Below are 19,211 nucleotides of genomic sequence, written 5' to 3'. Positions count from 1 at the left end.
CGAAATCAATGAATAGAAGCACTGTTACCTACATAGCCTTGAGTTGGGCCATAGCCTCCGCCACTCTCCATGCACAAAACCCGAGAGGTGGGCAAAGCGATACTTTACGCAGAGAGCTCACCGTAGTTACTGACAAGGTTATCTCTGTGCCCGTTGAAAAGGGGCTTCCCGTTTCGGTGAGCACGAAAGCTCCTCAGGTGCGTCCGTTCTCAGCCACTCCGCTGAAATTCCAGATGCACTATGCCCCGAGTCTCCCTGCCAACATAGATGGGCACGTAAGTCCCATAGCGGAGCGGTTTATCCATTCTCCTCACCGTGGGTATTTGGAGTTGGGGGCTGGGACTCTCTACCGCTTCCGTGCCGATGCTGGTTACCGCATACTGAATACTGAGAAAGATGAGCTGTATTTCGACCTTCATCATCGCTCTGCTTTGGAAGATGTGACCGATGCCGATAAAGCTGTAAAGACCAAAGACAGAAACAGCCTTACCGACGTGTCGGGGCTCTACACACATCGCTTTGAGAAAACCTCTCTTAGCGTGACTGCGGACTATCGTCATCGCTATTACAACTACTACGGTGTCTGGCCCGATCTAAATCAGATAGTCCCATCAACAAAGAATTTCCGATACGACTCCAAAGACCACGCCGTGGAGCATGGGGTGCGAGTGAAGGCAGGGTTGAGCTCCCAAGCAAACGACACAGACAACTGGGCTTACAGCTTACGTCTGATGTATGGCTACCATACACGATTTGCACAGTTTTCCGGACAAAACTACGATTTGGTAGAGCACTATCCTAAGGCAGAGCTGGGGATAAGTCGTCGAGTGGTGGGAGACCTATCTTTCCATGTCGATGCCGATGCAGGTGTGGTGTATCTCTCCCCAAAAAAGAGACTGGATCTGCATGCCCGCCCCAATGTCAAACGAAGCGAAAGAGGGCTATACTTCGCAGGTGGGAAACATTACCTCAATCTGGACACCTCCGTTGGCACCACCGAAATCCGTATCCGTGGAGGTTTCGGAGCAAGTATCAATGGAGGAGTCAGCCCCAAGATATTCCTCTATCCGTTGCTCGATGCTTCTATCTCATTTGCCGATGCCTACCGTATTTATGCAGAATCTGAGGGAGGACTGCTGCACAACAATCTAAGACAAATAAGTGGAGAAAACCCCTACCTGCTTCCAGAATATGTGATAGATCCTTCTCGTGTACGATACAAGGCTCGTTTGGGTGCAGGTGCAGCTATCACTCAAAGACTCAACCTGGGCCTGTATGCAGACTTGGCAAAGATAGATCACTACTATCTATTCAGACCGGCAGATATGCAGGACAATGGCTCGGCCCTTATCAACCAAGCTTTCCGTAAGCATGTCGGATTTACACCCTATTACGACAATGTCTCCATGTGGGGCTTCGGAGGTCACCTCTCATATTCTATCCGTGGTATATGGGGTATCTCTGCCAAGGCTCAATACTCACGATGGAACAGGAGTAGCAAAAAAGACATCGTAGACGGCAAACCCTCAGTAGAAGCTACTATTTCTATGTATTACCAACCGCTCAAACCATTCAAATTGAGCTTCGACTACACATTTGTGGGCGGAATAGAATACAACCAGCCTCAGGAAGGAGGCCTGAAAGATTCCAGGCTTCCGAACATACAATTGATGAACGCCCGTTTGGACTACTATCTTAATAATCGCATTGCTCTCTATGCGATCGGTCGCAACATCTTTTTCACGCACTACAGTCACCACTATGGCTATCCCGCTCCGGGAGCCGGAGTAATGGCAGGTGCCAATATCAATTTCTGATGAAGTACAATCTAATTGTTTTGGATGTAGACGGCACGCTTCTGGATAACGAAAGTCGCCTGTCCACAGCCAACAAAGAATCACTGATACAAGCCGAGAGTGAACTGGGGATACGTATCGCTCTCACTTCTGCGCGTCCTCTGGAGCGTATGCTCGATTTGGCAGCCGAGCTCCGTCTGGATGAGTTCAGTGGCTATCTCATGCCTGAGCGAGGGACTTTGCTATACAACTGCAGAACGAAGGCCCAAATAGATTTCTCGGAAGATCCTGTCAAAGGGAAAGCCAATGCCATTAACCACCTGCTGGACAAATTAGATCTCGGGCGAGAAGGACTGATCGCAGTGGGTGACTCCCCTTCCGATGTCGAAATGATACAGATGGCCGGCTTGGGTGTGGCTGTTGCCAATGCAGCTGAACAAGTAAAAGCCTGCGCCGACTACATTACCAAATCCAACGATCAGGATGGAGTGGCACATATGCTGCACAAGTTCGTATTCCACCCATACGACGATGTGGCCTACACGCCGGAGGAGGTCAATTCTCTGGCTCCAAACACACTGATGGGACAGTTGGGGATCGAGTGTACAGCTATCCTGCGTGGATATGTAGAAGCTACTATGCCGGTAGATCATCGTACTTGTCAGCCATTGGGTATCCTCCACGGTGGAGCCAGTTTGGCTCTGGCAGAGACTTTGGCAGGCTTGGGTTCTGTGGTACTATGCGAAGAGGATGAGCTGCAAGTCGGCATACAGGTAAGTGGCAATCACGTATCTTCGGCACTGGTCGGAGATACCCTCAGAGCAGAAGCTCGCATCATGCATCAGGGCAGGTCTACACATGTCTGGACCGTGGAGGTTTACTCTATCGGCAGTGGTAAATTGATCTCCACCATAAGAGTCCTGAATAGCATCCTCAAGCGCAGGTAGAAGCAAAACAAGTACGAAAACAACGGTAAACACAATAATACGCCATATGAGCGACGAAACAAACAAAACAGAAGAACGCAAAAGCCTCAACTTCATCGAGCAAATTGTAGAGAAAAATCTGGCTGAAAAACTCAACGACGGACGCCTGCAGACTCGCTTCCCACCGGAGCCTAACGGCTATCTGCATATAGGGCACGCCAAAGCCGTATGTATGGATTTCGGTATAGCTCAGAAATATGGCGGGGTATGCAACTTACGCTTCGATGATACCAATCCCACCAAAGAAGATGTCGAGTATGTAGATGCCATACGTGAGGACATCAAATGGCTGGGATTTGAGTGGGGCAATGAGTACTATGCTTCGGACTACTTCCAGCAGTTGTACGACTTTGCTGTGGACCTCATCAAAAAAGGGCATGCCTATGTAGATGAACAAACCAGCCAACAAATCGCTGACCAGAAAGGGACACCTACCACTCCCGGAACAGACAGCCCCTACCGCAACAGACCAGTGGAGGAAAGTCTCGACCTCTTTCAGAGAATGAATGCAGGCGAATTCCCCGAAGGAGCGATGACCCTGCGAGCCAAAATTGATATGGCTTCGTCCAACATGCACTTCCGCGACCCCATTATCTATCGTATCATACACACACCTCACCATCGTACCGGCACAAGCTGGCATGTCTACCCCATGTACGACTTTGCACATGGGCAGAGCGATTATTTCGAGGGGGTTACACACTCTATCTGCACACTGGAGTTTGTACCACATCGTCCGCTTTACGACTATTTCATAGACCTTCTCAAGCCACAAGAGAGCAACTACCGCCCCAGGCAATACGAGTTCAACCGACTGAACCTCACCTATACCATGATGAGCAAACGTAAGTTACTAGCTCTGGTACAACAGGGCTTGGTAGCCGGATGGGACGACCCCCGTATGCCTACTCTTTGTGGCTACAGAAGACGTGGCTATACACCTGAAGCAATACGCAACTTTATAGACAAGATCGGCTACACCAAATACGATGGTATGATCGATGTAGCTTTGTTGGAACATGCAGTGCGCGAAGATCTAAACAAGAGAGCTACACGTGTGGCTGCCGTACTGGATCCGATCAAACTCGTCATAACAAACTACCCCGAAGGACAAACCGAACAGTTCGATGCAATAAATAATCCGGAAGACGAAGCAGCCGGTACGCACAAAGTAACTTTTGCCCGAGAGCTGTACATTGAGCGAGAAGACTTTATGGAAGATGCTCCGAAAAAGTATTTCCGCCTCAGCCCAGGGAGAGAAGTTCGCCTACAATCGGCTTATATCGTTAGCTGCACCGGTTGTGCCAAAGATGATCAGGGGAATGTGACAGAAGTCTATGCAGAATATCTACCCGAGACCTTAAGTGGGAGAAGCGATTCGGCTCGCAAATGCAAGGGTACCATTCACTGGGTTTCTTGTACCGACGCCGTGGATGTAGAAGTGCGTCTGTATGATCGACTCTTTATTGACGAAGATCCTTCCGCTGTCGAAGGAAAAGAGCTGGCCGAATTGCTCAACCCCGATTCACTCAAAGTTTTGCACAACTGCAAGGCCGAGCCATTCTTGTTGCAAGGCAAGGCAGGAGATTCCTACCAATTCAAGCGAGTCGGATATTTCTCTCCAGACATCGATTCGACCAAAGAGAAGCCGGTATTCAATCGCACTGTATCGCTGAAAGATACATGGAAGAAAGTGGTAGCAAAAGAATAATCCACCAGCCACGATCTTTAGGTATTGTATATGGAAGCTATCATACAATGGGCGTTGGATCATCTCAACTACTGGACTATCACTTTGTTGATGGCCATAGAGTCGAGTTTCATCCCATTCCCAAGTGAAGTAGTTGTCCCACCAGCTGCTTTCAAAGCAGCCGGTGGGGGCGATCTCAATGTTTATCTAGTGGTCCTGTTTGCCACACTTGGCGCAGACATAGGAGCAGTGATCAACTATTATTTGGCTCGCTATCTTGGCCGGCCCGTAGTGTACGCTTTCGCCAGAAGTAAGTTGGGCAAAGCTCTCATGCTAAGCTCGGAGAAAGTGCACAATGCAGAGGTCTATTTCGACAAGAACGGGGCTATCTCCACGCTCATCGGTCGTCTTATCCCAGCCGTGCGTCAATTGATCAGTATCCCAGCCGGTCTTGCCAAGATGAAACTCCTCCCTTTTCTGCTCTACACCACGATAGGAGCCGGCCTGTGGAACAGTATATTGGCTGCCTTGGGCTATGGCTTAGCCCAAGTACCCGGTATAGAGACCGAACGACAATTGATCGACAAGGTATCGGTCTACAGCCATGAAATAGGCTTCGGCATCCTGGGGATCGTATTGGTTGTCGGGCTGATATACTGGATTCGTCGATATCGTAAGCATAGCAAGAAAGCACAGCCTCGTGCAGGAAACACTGTGACCGAAGACTAAAAAAACTTTTGGCCATATAGCAACAATGGAACTGCTTATCCTCGGCTGTGGGTCAGCTGCCCCAACAACCAAACACCTGCCCAGTTGCCAAATCTTGGAGCACAGAGGCAAACTCTACATGATAGACTGCGGAGAGGGAGCGCAGCTGTCTTTGCGTAAGCACCGAGTGAGTTTTTCTCGCTTGGTGCATATTTTCATTTCGCACCTGCACGGAGATCATTGCTTCGGGCTGCCGGGTATCATTTCCTCCATGGGGTTGCTCGGACGCACGGCTCCTCTCTTTATTCACGGTCCCTCGGGTATAGAGCTGTATTTAGAGCCTATACTCAAATTCTTCTGCGACAGACTACCCTACGAAGTAAAGATTTGTCCGCACGACACCAAACAGATGGCTTGCATATTAGAAACCCGATCGCTCGAGGTGCATACCCTGCCATTGAACCACCGGATCCCCTGTGCCGGCTTCCTCTTCAGGGAGAAAACACAGAAGAGCCACCTGATTGCAGAGATGGCCGAGTTCTACAAAATCCCCGTATCCCTAAGAAAAGACATCATAGCCGGAGCTGACTACACCTGTCCGGATGGGACTCTCATCCCCAATAGTCGTCTGACCAAGCCTGCCAACACCCCGAAAAGCTACGCATACTGCTCCGATACAGCCTACCATCCCCAGCTGATAGAGCAGATAAAAGGAGTCAGTCTGCTGTACCACGAAGCGACTTTTATGGAAAGTGAATGCAAGCGAGCCATAGAAACCTGCCACAGTACGGCCAAAGAGGCAGCACGCATTGCACAACTATCCGAAGCAGAACGGCTGCTGATAGGCCACTATTCAGCCAGGTATACGGATGAGAGTGGCTTGCTACAAGAGGCACGCTCCGTATTCCCCAATACAATCGCAGCCAACGAAGGTATGACAATCGAGATCTGAGCTCCCTCCTCTTTCGGCAGACCTAAAAAGTAAGAAGCCCGACCCTCCAAACAAGAAGGGTCGGGCTTTTTCTGTATTACTCAAATACCTTTCGGGTTGCCCAAACTTTTTACAAGTTCGGATAACCCGAAAGGTTCCCGAGGCAAGGCTTACTTAGCTGGTTGGTTAGCAGCTTTTTCTGCTTCTGTCTTTGTGGAAGAAAGTCTTACTTGCAAGCGGTTATCTTGCTTCATAAACTCCTTCACAAAGTTCTGCAAATCAGTTGTTGTGATTGAGTTGAGTGTATCGAGATAAATACCGGCCCAATCTGCTCCTCTTGTGTAGTAACGCTTGAGGTTGTATAGCCAATAAGCATTCTTGCGCAAGTTTTCTTCGTAGCTCTTACGCATATTAACCAAGGTCTTGTCGAGGTATTCTTTCTTCGGACCATTGTTGGCAATGTTATCTAACTCTACATAGACCAATTTGTTCATTTCGTCTGCACGAGCAGGATCGGTGGGGAAGTTTACCAAGATGTAAGCTTCGTTCATCGGATCAAATTGAACCTCACCAGTTACGCCTACACTGTATGCACCGCCCTCAGCTTCGCGAATGCTGGCGGTGTAACATTGGTCGAGCACTGCTACAAGAGCATCCATGACCAATACATTCTTCAAGTTGTATGGCATCTGAGCATGGATCATATCATAGATCTGAGCCATAGGAGTATCCATATCTTTCTTGTAGAAGAGATCCATCTTGCCTTTGCGCAAAGTCAGCTTCTTGTCTTCATTGGTTTTAGGAGTCTGTTTCTTGTTGGAAGGCAAAGCTCCGATATACTTTTCGATAAGAGGGATCATCGTAGCCTCATCGATATTACCAACGAAGAAGAATTGCATACCATTGGCATTAGCATAGCGTTCTCTGGCAATCTGCATTACTCGCTTGTAGTCTATTTTCTCGTAATCCTCTTCATTAAGCGGTTTGATGATAGGATTATTGTTGTAGAACACATACGCAATAGTATCTCTGAGAGAATAGAGAGGGTTGGTCTTGACGCTCTTGATACGCTCTACCTGACGTTGCTTGTGAGCTTCGTAGGCATCTTGGTCTTCACGCATGTCAGTGAAAGTAAGATAGACAAGCTGCATCATGGTCTCGAAGTCTTTGACCGTGCTGGAACCACTGATCTTATCTTCGTGAAGATCTACAGAAGCAGATACATCCACAGAGCGTCCAGTAAGGGCTTTCTGCAAAGCAATAGCATCAAACTTACCGAGACCTCCAAGATCCAATACATCATTGACGACCTTTACGTTCAATGCATCTTTTTCGCCATAGAGAGAAGACCCACCCTTCTTAACAGCATACAACTGTACCTCATCATCTTTGTAGTCAGTTGTTTTCAAGTAGACTGTAACACCATTTTTGAGTTTCACCTCGGTAGCACCATACATCTGATTCTTTTTCACACTGGCTATCTTACCGCCTTTGGGAGCTCTCTCCATCAAATTGGTATCGGACACCTCTTCCTTGGGAGCCTCTACATCCTGCTTGGTAGCTTGCTTGTACATCTCTGTCAATTCGGCTTCGGTAGGATAAGTGATACCATCTTTCTTAGGGCCGGTTACAGTCAGTACGACATTCTTGTCTACGGAAATGTATTCCTTAATAGCGTTGTTTACCAACTCCAGAGGCAGCTGAGGAGCCATCATCTTTATCATCTCATACTCGGTTTCGATACCGGGGATATAGCCACCATCAATAAAGAAACTCTTGTATTCCTCGGTATAGCTACCATTCGTGCGTTTACCACGCTCATTGTATGAGTTCTCAAAAGACTTGATCAGGTTAGTACGAGCTCTGTCGTATTCGGCTGCTGTGAAACCGAACTTTTTAATCCGCATAATTTCTGCCACCAAAGCATCAAGCGACTTCTTCACCTCATTTTCGCGTGCGATAGCAATGAAGTTGAGAGCGTCCTTAGTTTTTGCGATAGTCATGTACGGCCCCTGATAAGCTCCGGCCTGCAAGAAAGGAGCGTTGGGCTTCATCATCATCTCCATGAAACGTTCGTTGATGATGCTGGAGGCGATACGATTCAGATAGTTGAGCATAAAGCCTGCTACAGTTGCTTTCATTTCACGAGGCATTATATCCCTCTTATACATGATCTGCACTCTGGTGCTGGTCACTTCGGGGTCAGTAGCAATAATGGAGATAGGCTCTTCATTATCTTCTACTTCCACATAATAACGCTCGGCAGCATTTTCCGGAGCCTTGATGTCGGCAAATATTTCTGTGAGTTTTTTCACTACGTAGTCAGGGTCAATATCCCCTACTACAATCACACATTGTTGATCTGGGCGATACCATTTCTTGTAGTAAGCTCTAAGGTCTTCGTGGGGGAAATTATCCACAACCTCCATCGTACCAATAGGCATACGCTTGCCATACTTGTTGTTGGGGAATGCCTTCTCCAAAGTATAAGTCATGGCACGCATATCTCCATTGTCACGGGTACGCCATTCCTCGTGTATCACACCTCTTTCTTCATCTATTTCCTTACCATCAAGTGTGATATTGTTACTCCAGTCGTGCATGATCAAGAGGCAGCTGTCTACCACATTGATGTCCTGCGTAGGAGCATCCATGATCGTGTACACAGTCTCATCAAAAGCTGTATAAGCATTGAGGTCAGCACCAAAGCGGCAACCGATACGCTCCAAGAAGCTGATCAAGTTCTTCCCAGGAAAATTCTTTGTTCCGTTGAACGCCATGTGCTCAAGGAAGTGGGCCAGACCAGCCTGATTGTCTTCCTCCAAAATAGAGCCTACCGTTTGTGCGATGTAGTAGTTAGCCCTCTTTTGGGGGTTGGCATTATGCCTTACGATATAGGTAAGCCCATTGGGTAGCTTACCGTGGCGAACGGCAGTATCAATGGGTAGTGGTTGCATCTGCTGAGCCGACAGAGATACCGGCAAAACAGCAGAGAGAGCCAAAGCGAATACCAGAAATACTTTTCTTAGATTCATACGCTATTGTTTTTAATTTGGATGAATGAATAATATCTAAAACAAAAAATCCCCCGAGGACGACTCGGGTTATTGCCCGCAAATAGCTACGCCAAGCCATATCAGAGCATACCCGTGTATGGTTAATATAGTACAACCTACACGAACACAAATGTAGCAATCTTTTTGTCATTAAAACTGGGGCTACTTTCCCCATTGCAAAGGCAGATCTCCACTGCCGAAAACCTCCTCTCAACAAAGGGCATTACATAGGTTCTTCTCACAATTTTGCCTTAGCTCTCCAGACCTCAGACTCATAACCTGCCTCTCCCCAAATTACTGGCTCCTTTTCTCTTACTCTCATGGATGCCTCGTTCTGACATTCTCCCCATCACCCTTACCTCTCCACGGAAAATTGGAGCTCACAGCATACAATTGTGAGACAAGGCACAAGAAAGCACTGGATAATAGACCTTGGTGATAAATCCCGGCATAGCAGAAACTATTACAGACCATTGGGGAAGCAGTCTTTTTCAGTGGAGCAACTATCGGGTCTTTATCACATGAGGCATAAAATGTAATGATTTGACACTCATGTGTTTGTGCAACCTTCATCGTGAGCTATTTATACTACCCATTCCGATAATGCTTATCAAGTAACCACATCTCTATTCCTCCCCTAAGTGGACGTTTTGGAGAAAAAGAGGATACACTCTTGTGAAAAAAATTCTTTCTCAAAGGTGTTAAACTCAGAAGAGGGAGCATCGCACATATAGCTTGCTAAGCTCCTGATTTAATCCTCGCAAACAGTGTTATATTATGTATTACTATCATTATTTATATTATTACTACAAGCTGTTTTTTGTGTCCGGATTGGAGGCTTTTTGGTTGGTTTTTTCCTCCCTTTTTTGATGCTGACGGGAGTCGTTTTTTACTCACACGGGAGAGAACGAAAATTCTCTCCTGAGAAAAAATTTGCTCTCTCCTGTGTTAGCAAAAATTCTCTCAGGAGAAAAATTCGACCCCTCCAGAACGCCCTATTCATCGGCATTCTGGGAGGCCAATAAAAACCCATAAAAAGGGAATAGATTCACTTGTCTCTATGCTCTCCTTTTCCTCCGTTTTTCCGGCTTTTATTGAGAAGTATGTTTTTACAAAATCTGCATACTTTGACAGCGAGGAATAGGATCTTCTTTCTTCGTTTTTCTCTCCCTATCGACTCTCTTTTTGAATATGCTCCACGAGGCTACACTCGCTACACTACCCAGAAAAACTCAGAGGGCGTGCTACGAAAGATTTTCGATAGCACACCCTCTCCAGTATATTAAGCTATAACTTACTAAAAACCTTAGCGACGAACTATTTGCAGGCTCTTTTCGCCTACCGACAGGATATAAGCAGACGAAGCCAAATTCCGCAAATCTATGAGAGCAGAACCATCTAATAAGACAGCTCTCCCTTGCTCACAATTTCACCATTCATGCTGGAGAATTTATGACCCCATGCAAACGATTTTTCGCAAGAAAATGCCTCTCGGGCTGTATAAGACCAGTGCTATTAGTAGGGGAAAGATGATCCCGTCTCAATTTTACAACAGGGATATAGGCATACATCCATCTGTAAATCAGCATGATAAAAAAGAGCCAACAACACCAAAACAGAAATTTATCACTGTAGTATTGCAGGATTAGAATATTTGCTCTACCTTTGCAGAGCAAAAGGGGAGAAATCCTCAACAGAAGCTGGTGTGGTAGTTCAGCTGGTTAGAATACCTGCCTGTCACGCAGGGGGTCGCGGGTTCGAGTCCCGTCCATACCGCAAAGAAGAAGGATCCTTCAATTTCATTTGGAGGATCCTTCTTTATTTCTGCATACCAGTGAGAAATTAGCTCTTGTGAGTTTAAGGGCACCCCTACGACACATGTTTCTTGCAACCTCGAGAAGCATTTCTCATTCCACTTTTAGTTTGAACAAAAAAAGAGCAACAGCCCAAAATTTATCTTCAATTGAACTTCTTAGCCATATATCCTTGTTAATATACCACGGATACGATTCGGAGGTAGTAAGTTATTCTACAAACTAAATAAGTAGTCTTACGAACCCCAAAGGCAGGTATAACAGTTGATTGTATAAACGTTATGAATAAAAATAAAGATTTAGGATCCTTGGTCACACGCCTCTCTGTGGGCATCATGATGCTACTTCATGGGTTTGCCAAAATCATTGAAGGTATCGAACCCATCCAAAACATGGTCATAGCCAAAGGATTACCCTCATCTATCTCACTCGGCGTATATATGGGCGAGGTAATTGCACCTCTACTACTCATTGTTGGATATCGTACCAGACTGGCAGCTCTAATCCTCGTCCTCAACTGCATAGCTATCATGTGGATCGGAGACTATTCCATCCTCAGTCTGAATAAATTCGGAGGATGGATAGCCGAGCTACCAGGACTCTTTTTATTCGGGGCCTTATCTCTCTTCTTCATGGGAGGAGGCAAGTATGCATTATCCAATAACAACAAATGGGATTAACTCCCAAGCAGGCTGTGCACAGTGTTTCCAAAGTTGTATGACCTTAGAATGGACCAATAAGTACCTCTTAACACCATGCCATTTGCTACCGTAAACACAAAAGACAAGTAATATGAAAACAGTATTGCATCGGGCAAGCACTCGTGGCTTTGCCAATCATGGCTGGCTCAAAAGCCACCATACCTTTAGTTTTGCAGACTACCATAACCCAGAACGTATGAACTTCGGTACACTAAGGGTCATCAACGAAGACCGTGTGGCTGGTAGCGAAGGCTTCGGAACACATCCACATCGAGATATGGAGATCATCTCTATCCCTCTCTCAGGGGCACTCAGGCACAAAGACAGCACGGGCGGAGGAGGCGTGATCCAGCGTAACGATATTCAAGTCATGTCAGCAGGTACTGGAGTAACCCATAGCGAATTCAACGATTCGGCCAACGAACCTGTACACTTCTTGCAGATCTGGGTCTTCTCAAGAGAGAGAGGAGTAAAACCTCGATATCAGCAGAAGAAGATCACGGAGTTTGTACAGACAAATAAGTTTCAGCAGATCCTTTCCCCCTATCCCAATGATCAAGGTGTGTGGATCCATCAGGATGCTTGGTTCAGCTGGGGAGACTTCAACAAGGGTAAGACCTGCACCTATACCATCAAACGAAAAGATAACGGAGCCTACTTCTTTGTCATAAGCGGACGGCTCGAAGTAGCAGGTCAAGAGCTCGGCCCCAGCGATGGGTTTGGAGTATGGGAGACCAACGATATCCCCGTACATGCTACCGAAGATGCCGTAGTACTGGTGATGGATGTACCAATGCAACTTCCCGATTATCTGTATTAATCAATAAAAAAGCACAAACGAATGAAAGTATTAGCATTTGCCGGATCTAACTCTCGGCAATCAATCAACAAATCTCTACTCAAATACGCATTAAGCCTCGCAGAAGGAATCGAAATCGAGTGGATTGACCTCAATGACTACGAAATGCCTATCTATTCTGTTGAGCGCAACCAAGAGGGAGGTATCCCTGCTCAAGCCGTAGATTTCAAACGCAAATTAGATGCTGCAGATGCCATTGCCTGCTCTCTAGCAGAACACAATGGAGCATTTAGCACGGCTTTCAAAAACCTCTACGACTGGACTTCGCGCATAGACATGAATATCTTCGGACAGAAACCGATGCTACTCATGAGCACATCTCCTGGGCAAAGGGGAGGAGCCTCCGTACTAAATCTCGCTGCGGAGACTTTTCCTTGGTTCGGTGCAAACATCATCGCCAAATATTCGCTACCCAATTTCGGTCAATCATTCGATCTGACAAAAGGAGCTATCATAGACACCGAAGCAGATCGACAATTGCGTGAGCAAGTAACCCTCTGGAGAAAGGCTCTGGTCCAAAGTGCAGACCAAGCATAAGGTTTGCGATGAACAACAAGAGGGGCTATGGAAAAAGCTAAACTTTTTCCATAGCCCCTCTTAAATGTACCAGAATGTTCAAAATGAGACTTTCGAAGCAGTTCGAGACTCACGTGTAAAAAAGATTCCGAAGGGAGGTCACTTAGAAAGGGTAACCAATAGCAAAATGAACTCCCAATGCATCTCGGAAACTGGGGATGTTGTAATAACCAGATCTGCCCGTATCATAAGGCAAATGCAAACCGATGCCACAGTCTAGTCGAACGACTAAAAAATCTAAATCATAGCGAAGCCCTAAGCCTGTACCCAAAGCCAACTGATCCAAGAAGGAGCCAAAAGAAGCAATATCACGAACTGCACCACCAGGTCTGTTCTCGTCCTGCCGTATCAACCACACATTGCCTGCATCAAGAAAAACAGCACCATCCAAACTCCCCAATAGCTTAAAACGATATTCGGCATTCAGCTCAAGTTTGACATCTCCTGTCTGATCGATAAAAGCATAGCGATTATTCGCCTGAGGGATGAAATAGCCGGGGCCAACGCTCCTCACTGTAAAAGCTCGTATGCTATTGGCTCCACCCACGTAAAACTGTTCACTATAGGGAGCAATCCGTGCATTCCCATAGCTATAAATAAGCCCAGTACCCAAACGGGTGGCCAAGGACTGCTTACGATTGATCCTATAAGTATAGCGAAGCTCGGCAGTCAGCTTGATAAACTGAGAGAAAGGAACTCCCAATGCATCTTTCGTCTCACTATAATCCTTGCCAAACAGCATATAGGTCGTATTAAGCAGATTGCCGGACTCAAATAAGCCATATTCCATCCACAAATGATGTCGCCCCCAACCGGAAAAACGATTGCTGTAAGTATAAATATATCCCATTTGAGGGATGAGGTGGCTGCGCAAACTCAATTCCAATGCCGGATTTTCTCTCAGAATATCATCGAATGTGGGTGTAGTGTACTGTAGTAAATTGTAATTGAGCTTCAGTGGAACAATCTGGTGTCTGTGTGGCTCAGCTGGTTGGAACTCGTATTTAGATTGCAACCCCAAAGAGACCATTCTAAAGAAACCGGCCCGATTGAGCAGCGAGGCTGTGAGGCCAAATGTGGTCGAAGTAGGGAAGAGATAATAGCGGTCTATTTGCCCGGGCCATAGCAAACCGGGGAAGGTGAGGTTCAATCCCGAACCAAATTCATAGCTATTGATGTTGATCGCCTTGCTCCCTTCGGGACGTCTCCCTGTTTGCCATTCATAAGAACCGTAAATATCAAAAGAAAGACGCTCTCCTCCTCCGAAAAGATTACGTTTGGCCATTGTATACTTCAGTCGGGGCCCTACAAAATTATTACTCTTGGTTTTGAGCATCATTTCCAAAGAAACATCCCAGGGCTTATCTTGCAGAACAGAGAGGAGGAGATCCAGCCGTCCCTCGGACGCATCCAAACTATCAGACAGAGGGGCCGGACTGAAACGAAAATCCATTGCTCCGAAAGCTCCTAACTGAGACAGAGCCTGACGGCTAAGCTGCTCAGCTCGTTGAGAATAAATATCATCATTCTGCAATAGGATACGCCTGCGCAACACGCCGGGGCGTACCAAAGGATTTTTGCCATAAAAATGGATCTTGAGACCTTCATAGACAATAGAGTCTGTAGGAGCCTGCCCCGCTTCTCCTGGGATTGAGATAGTAAGCTGTCTCATATGCCAACGTTTGAAAACTTGCTGAGGTAAACCAGGGACAAAGCGAGGCTGCAAAGCTATCCGACCAGGCTTATTGAGACTGTCAGCCTCATAAGTGATAGCATCGGGGGAAAAGAAATAATAGCCCTGATCGCGCATAGTGGCAGAGATATCTTCACGCTCCTTCAGCAAATTCTCCAGAGAGAATGGGGATTCCTTCTTCAGATATGCGTATTTCCTTTCCCGAAAGACAGTACTATCCGGGAATTGACTAACCGGCAAAGGATGTACACTGTCGAGCAAAACGACCGGCCCCATATCTATGAAATAGCGAATATGCGCTTTGAGAGAGTCTCGTTTGGTCTCTATCACTTCATATCTGGCCGAACTATGGAAATAGCCATTCTCTCTCATTATACCCACCGCTACCTTACAGCGGTTTTCAGGATTGACCGAACGAATAGTAACCGGCTTGGAAGCAAACTTCTTGTATATCCACCTACCAATTCGAGTCGAATCGTTAGAATACTTATTGTGTATCCACAGGCCAATGGGGGGGATAAAAGGTACCTGCCTACTACTGCCGAAAAAGGCATTATTCGGAGCAGCCGAGATAGCAGCCTCTACCCCGGAGAGTGTTTTTTGTCCGTGAACACTTCGATCCTGAGAAGTGATACGTGCCTTTTTCATCCCCACATAGAGTTTGTCGCCCTCATTCAAGACAGAAGAGACCGAGCAACTACTCAACAAGAGGAGAGAGGCAAAGAAAAAGAAAAACAAACGATACTTCATCATTCTTCGGACTGAGAGATGGCAGACTTTTGTTTGGTAGGAGTTGAGGCTGATTCCTGTTTACGCCGCAAGAACTCAAACAGATTGGAAAGGCGCATCAGCTTACGACGAATCAGATAACTGGCCCCCGTCTCCGTTATCTCCCCCTCAAACATACTGTCGTTATTCCGGTGATGGAAAAGGCTCAGATAGCGAGAACCGGCACGATCCAATCGGTATTCTAATGTTACGTTATCAATGAATGTCTGCTCCCTATTCGTCACATTGGCCCCTGTCTGTACTTTGCCACCTACCATCAGACGAATACGATCATCAAAGAAACGCCGACTAAAACTATAAGTGTAGGTAATATCGCTGGGGGCAGCAGACGCACCTTCTCTATTCTCCATACCTATGCTTATATCGGAGCCTTCGAGCAACTTGTTGGTCATGCTGCTCAGCTCAGACTGTATCAAAGCACTGATTGCACTATCAAAGGTAAGATTGGAGCTGCTGCCTCCTCCGGCCAAATACATACCTGTCGCCATCAGACCGATAGCCTGTTTCCCTCGTTCTTCCGGTCCCATAGACTTGATAGCCGTTTGCATATTGAGATCCTCCGGAGCGTCTAAGTCGAATTTCAGTTTCAGCTTGCTCAAGTTCTCTTTAGCTATGATTCCGACATCAAAGTTTACCTTGCGGCCCTTCTCGCTACCCTCTTCCACAACATCAGCTCGGATGCGCTGCATGGCTCGGAAATTAATATACGGATCGGCCACATTGCCACTCCAGGAGATATAGCTTGTCGGAGCCACATTAAAGAGCTTAGCCCCCACCACGGGCAGAGTGTAGCGAGCTGTTCCCCCCCCACTTATTTCGTAACGACCCGTAAGACTCATCTCACCATAAGGAGGATAAGAAAAGGTAAGGTCGCCTCCTCCGGTCAGCTGCACGTAGTCTGAATGACCAGCTTGCAAATCAACTCCGACCTGTACAGCCGGGTCTATATGCAAATTCAGCAGGATATCCAGACGTCCCAAGCTAAGCTCCGGCATCTCGGCCTTGGGTCTGTAGAGAGAATCGGAAAAATCAACAAAATCGACGAGCCCGGCCATTCGGTCTTTGGGTTTAAGGGGGCTATCCGTATAAATGTATGTACAATTGGTATTTCCGAGCACATCTACCTTTCCTCTGATTTTGAGCTTATCCACAGCTCCTTTCAGGCTAAGATCGGTAGACATAAACAGTTTGCCATACAGCAAATCGCCCTCCTTTGCCTCCTTACTATTGACAATCTGCAAATTATTAGCCTTGATACGCAAATCAGTATACATAGCCGGCTTGCCAAAAAGACGGAAATAACCATCCACACTCAACGGTTCCCGCCTATTAGCATCGGTATAGAACTTATAGTTATCGAAGAATATAGTTGAGTGATCGAATCGCAAAGCTGTGGAGTCTGTATAGATAGTCGTACCTAACTGAGGAACGTGCGCTCCTGCCGAACTAAAGAAGACTTCACCTCCTATGGCAGGCTTATCTGTTGGCCCGTCCACATCCAAATTTCCATTGATTGTTCCGAACAGGCGTGTCGCACCAGCTCCCAGTATAGGATTTGCGATCGTAAGAGGGAACTCGGCAAATTTCACATCAGCTTGAATGGAAGAAGCTTTCACCCCTCCCAGATTGTATATTCCATCAAATCGCAAAGCTGTATTTCCATTGTAGCTGAAATCAGCTGTCACATAGTGAGACTGTTTATTACGTGGCTGATAAAACATAGCCATTGCCAAATCTCCGACCTCACGTCCCTCAAAAGAAAGCTGATTTATGGAAATATCTCCTGTCCCAATCATATCATCCCAAGAGATATTCTCGGTCTGTAAACGCAAATCGGCAAACATCATTCCTCCCAAAGTATTCATCCCTGGCAAAAAGTGCAGCAGAGGAAGGCCTAAACGCTCTATACTGAGCCGTATCTCCTGCTCTTTCCTTTCTTCTGGCCCCGTCTTTAGACGCAGAGCAGCCCTATCTTTAGTAAGAAATTCCAAGTCAGCCTTTAGTTGTTTGGCTCCTTTGTAGAGGTAGAGTACATTGCCCTCATTGACCGTAAGAGGAAATTTTTGGATAATCAGCTGCCCCAAATACGGTTCCACATGCACACCATACCCCAAACTGTCTACAAAAGCTTTCATTCCTAACTGGTGCAATGGCTGCTTGTTGGCATCCAACATTTGAGCCCGCACAGCCAAAGCATTGAGGGAAGCCCTCCCTCCAACCGACAATTCAAATGGTTTTTGAGAGCGATAAGCCTGTTTCTTGACCAAAAGTTTGAAGTCGAGAAAATCTGGATAAGCTGGAACGGTATCTGACAAATCTTCGGTTCCATTACGAGACAAATGTTCCACGCTGCCATGGTAGGCAGGCATGTATAGAGGAGACTCCATTGGGCCAAAAAAACCTCTGCTTGTACCTGCCCCAATGAGAAATAGGATCTTGTCTATGCGTGTCGTATCCTGCTGGAATCCAACTAAGTCTACAATAGCTTCGATGCCTTTTTGTTCCCCTGTAAAGATGGCTGCACTGGCATTTTTGTAGTATATCCCTTTATAGCTCAAATAATCTCTAAGTGGATTATTCTGTCCCATTGTGAGGCTTACAGAGGCATTAGGCAACAGCGTGTATAGTTGATCTAAGGAGTGGTGGCTATAAGCCTCGGGCATCTGAGCCAAAGAAATTTCCTGCTGCACAAAATCATTGATATGCCCGAGGACCTTGATCAGATCGTCTATGCCGTGATTCAGATTTGTTTCGACAGACAAATCTCCGGCCATCAACTCTGCACTGATATGCTCTGGCAAGGTCTTCAGATTAAGACTTATCTCTTGCGGAGTCAAATGGTCCTGCCCAACAGAAACTCTCAAGTCTCTGAGAATAGCCGATAGGGTATGTGTCTCCTTGAGATTAGAGCGAAACTCCGCAGCAAGAGTGGCCGATAGAGCCAATGGAGAGTCGGTCATCCGCATGGTTTGCAAATCGATAGTATCGACTTTCAACATGAGGCCTCCGGATACTTCCTCCCTGCTGATAAGCACATCCAAAATACCTCCAAAAGATAATCCTTCATTGGGGCTGGCAAAAGAAGCCCCCAAAGCTCCTTCTTCCAGCTTAGCATCTATACTGATACTATCGAAACGATAGGAGGCATAGTCCAACCTATCAATTCGGGACTCCAACTTGGCCTGTGTTCCCTTCTTGAATATGTCGAAATCCTTTCCCTCTGCTCTTATTGTAGCATCTACAAATCCAATGGAATCGTAAGGCATATAGCGCATTAGATTCAAACTCGAAGTTTGAGCATCCAACTCATATTTGCGACTAAGAAGATCGTAGAAACCTTTCAGATCCAAACCTCGATCCTCATCTCGGACTTGCAACTGCACAGCATAACGACTTCCTCTGGCCGAAAGGGTAGCCTTGAGGTTTGTCTTATCCGGGAGCCTGTAACGCTGCAACACCTCCGGGCCGGCGAAAGCGAGTAATTGCTGTGCATTCCGATGTGCAAGAAAGTTCAAGTCTATCTGGCCCCCACGCTTGGCATGATTCTGCAAATGGAGTATCTCTCCCTTTCCTCTTATATCCGCGTAACCGGGCCAATTGACATACAGCCTT

11 protein-coding genes and 1 tRNA gene are annotated in these 19,211 nt (G+C 46.6%); 9 read left to right on the top strand and 3 right to left on the bottom strand.

Annotated elements, in window-relative coordinates; all coding sequences use genetic code 11:
- Positions 1-8: 8 nt before the first annotated feature.
- The 5 genes from DQN70_RS03650 to DQN70_RS03630 are packed head-to-tail and all read left to right on the top strand — an operon-like array spanning position 9 to position 6,132.
- Positions 9-1,817 carry a TonB-dependent receptor gene (locus tag DQN70_RS03650; protein ID WP_023939511.1) on the top strand — a complete coding sequence of 603 codons (1,809 nt, stop codon included), beginning with the start codon at positions 9-11 and terminating at the stop codon, positions 1,815-1,817.
- Positions 1,817-2,743 (top strand): HAD hydrolase family protein, encoded by a 927-nt coding sequence (locus DQN70_RS03645; RefSeq protein ID WP_023936140.1) that lies wholly within the window; start codon positions 1,817-1,819, stop codon positions 2,741-2,743. Before DQN70_RS03650 ends, DQN70_RS03645 begins: the two co-directional genes overlap by 1 nt.
- Before the next feature lie 46 nt (positions 2,744-2,789).
- Complete coding sequence (locus DQN70_RS03640) at positions 2,790-4,493, top strand: glutamine--tRNA ligase/YqeY domain fusion protein (protein ID WP_023939512.1); 1,704 nt, start codon at positions 2,790-2,792, stop codon at positions 4,491-4,493.
- A gap of 30 nt (positions 4,494-4,523) precedes the next feature.
- Positions 4,524-5,201: a DedA family protein gene (locus DQN70_RS03635; RefSeq protein WP_023936137.1), complete on the top strand. Its 678-nt coding sequence runs from the start codon at positions 4,524-4,526 to the stop codon at positions 5,199-5,201.
- Between the two features lie 16 nt (positions 5,202-5,217).
- Positions 5,218-6,132 carry a ribonuclease Z gene (locus DQN70_RS03630; RefSeq protein WP_036887407.1) on the top strand — a complete coding sequence of 305 codons (915 nt, stop codon included), beginning with the start codon at positions 5,218-5,220 and terminating at the stop codon, positions 6,130-6,132.
- Positions 6,133-6,281: 149 nt separating this feature from the next.
- On the opposite strand, the gene DQN70_RS03625 is transcribed toward DQN70_RS03630, so the two are convergent.
- Entirely contained in the window at positions 6,282-9,146 is a 2,865-nt protein-coding gene (locus DQN70_RS03625; RefSeq protein ID WP_023939513.1) for a M16 family metallopeptidase, read from the bottom strand.
- A 1,723-nt stretch (positions 9,147-10,869) separates the two neighbouring features.
- On the opposite strand from DQN70_RS03625, the gene DQN70_RS03615 reads away from it, so the two are divergent.
- The 4 genes from DQN70_RS03615 (at position 10,870) to DQN70_RS03600 (ending at position 13,078) form a co-directional block, all read left to right on the top strand.
- A tRNA-Asp gene (locus DQN70_RS03615) sits at positions 10,870-10,943 on the top strand.
- Between the two features lie 319 nt (positions 10,944-11,262).
- Positions 11,263-11,661 (top strand): DoxX family protein, encoded by a 399-nt coding sequence (locus tag DQN70_RS03610; protein ID WP_023937996.1) that lies wholly within the window; start codon positions 11,263-11,265, stop codon positions 11,659-11,661.
- Positions 11,662-11,773: 112 nt separating this feature from the next.
- The gene (locus tag DQN70_RS03605; protein ID WP_023937997.1) at positions 11,774-12,502 is read left to right on the top strand and encodes a pirin family protein; all 729 of its coding nucleotides are present in this window, start codon (positions 11,774-11,776) and stop codon (positions 12,500-12,502) included.
- A gap of 21 nt (positions 12,503-12,523) precedes the next feature.
- Positions 12,524-13,078, top strand: a complete 555-nt coding sequence (locus DQN70_RS03600) for an NADPH-dependent FMN reductase (protein ID WP_023937998.1) — start codon at positions 12,524-12,526, stop codon at positions 13,076-13,078.
- A 142-nt stretch (positions 13,079-13,220) separates the two neighbouring features.
- Here the strand turns inward: DQN70_RS03600 and tamL are convergent, their stop codons facing one another.
- Together tamL and DQN70_RS03590 are read right to left on the bottom strand one after the other, a co-directional pair.
- The gene (tamL, locus tag DQN70_RS03595; RefSeq protein ID WP_052521762.1) at positions 13,221-15,563 is read right to left on the bottom strand and encodes a translocation and assembly module lipoprotein TamL; all 2,343 of its coding nucleotides are present in this window, start codon (positions 15,561-15,563) and stop codon (positions 13,221-13,223) included.
- Positions 15,560-19,150: a translocation/assembly module TamB domain-containing protein gene (locus DQN70_RS03590; protein WP_111759326.1), complete on the bottom strand. Its 3,591-nt coding sequence runs from the start codon at positions 19,148-19,150 to the stop codon at positions 15,560-15,562. Before DQN70_RS03590 ends, tamL begins: the two co-directional genes overlap by 4 nt.
- Positions 19,151-19,211: the final 61 nt, after the last annotated feature.

Source organism: Porphyromonas crevioricanis (assembly GCF_900476255.1).
GTDB classification, from domain to species: domain Bacteria; phylum Bacteroidota; class Bacteroidia; order Bacteroidales; family Porphyromonadaceae; genus Porphyromonas; species Porphyromonas crevioricanis.
The sequence above is the reverse complement of the archived record's forward strand: the minus strand, read 5'-3'. Positions and strand labels throughout refer to the sequence as shown.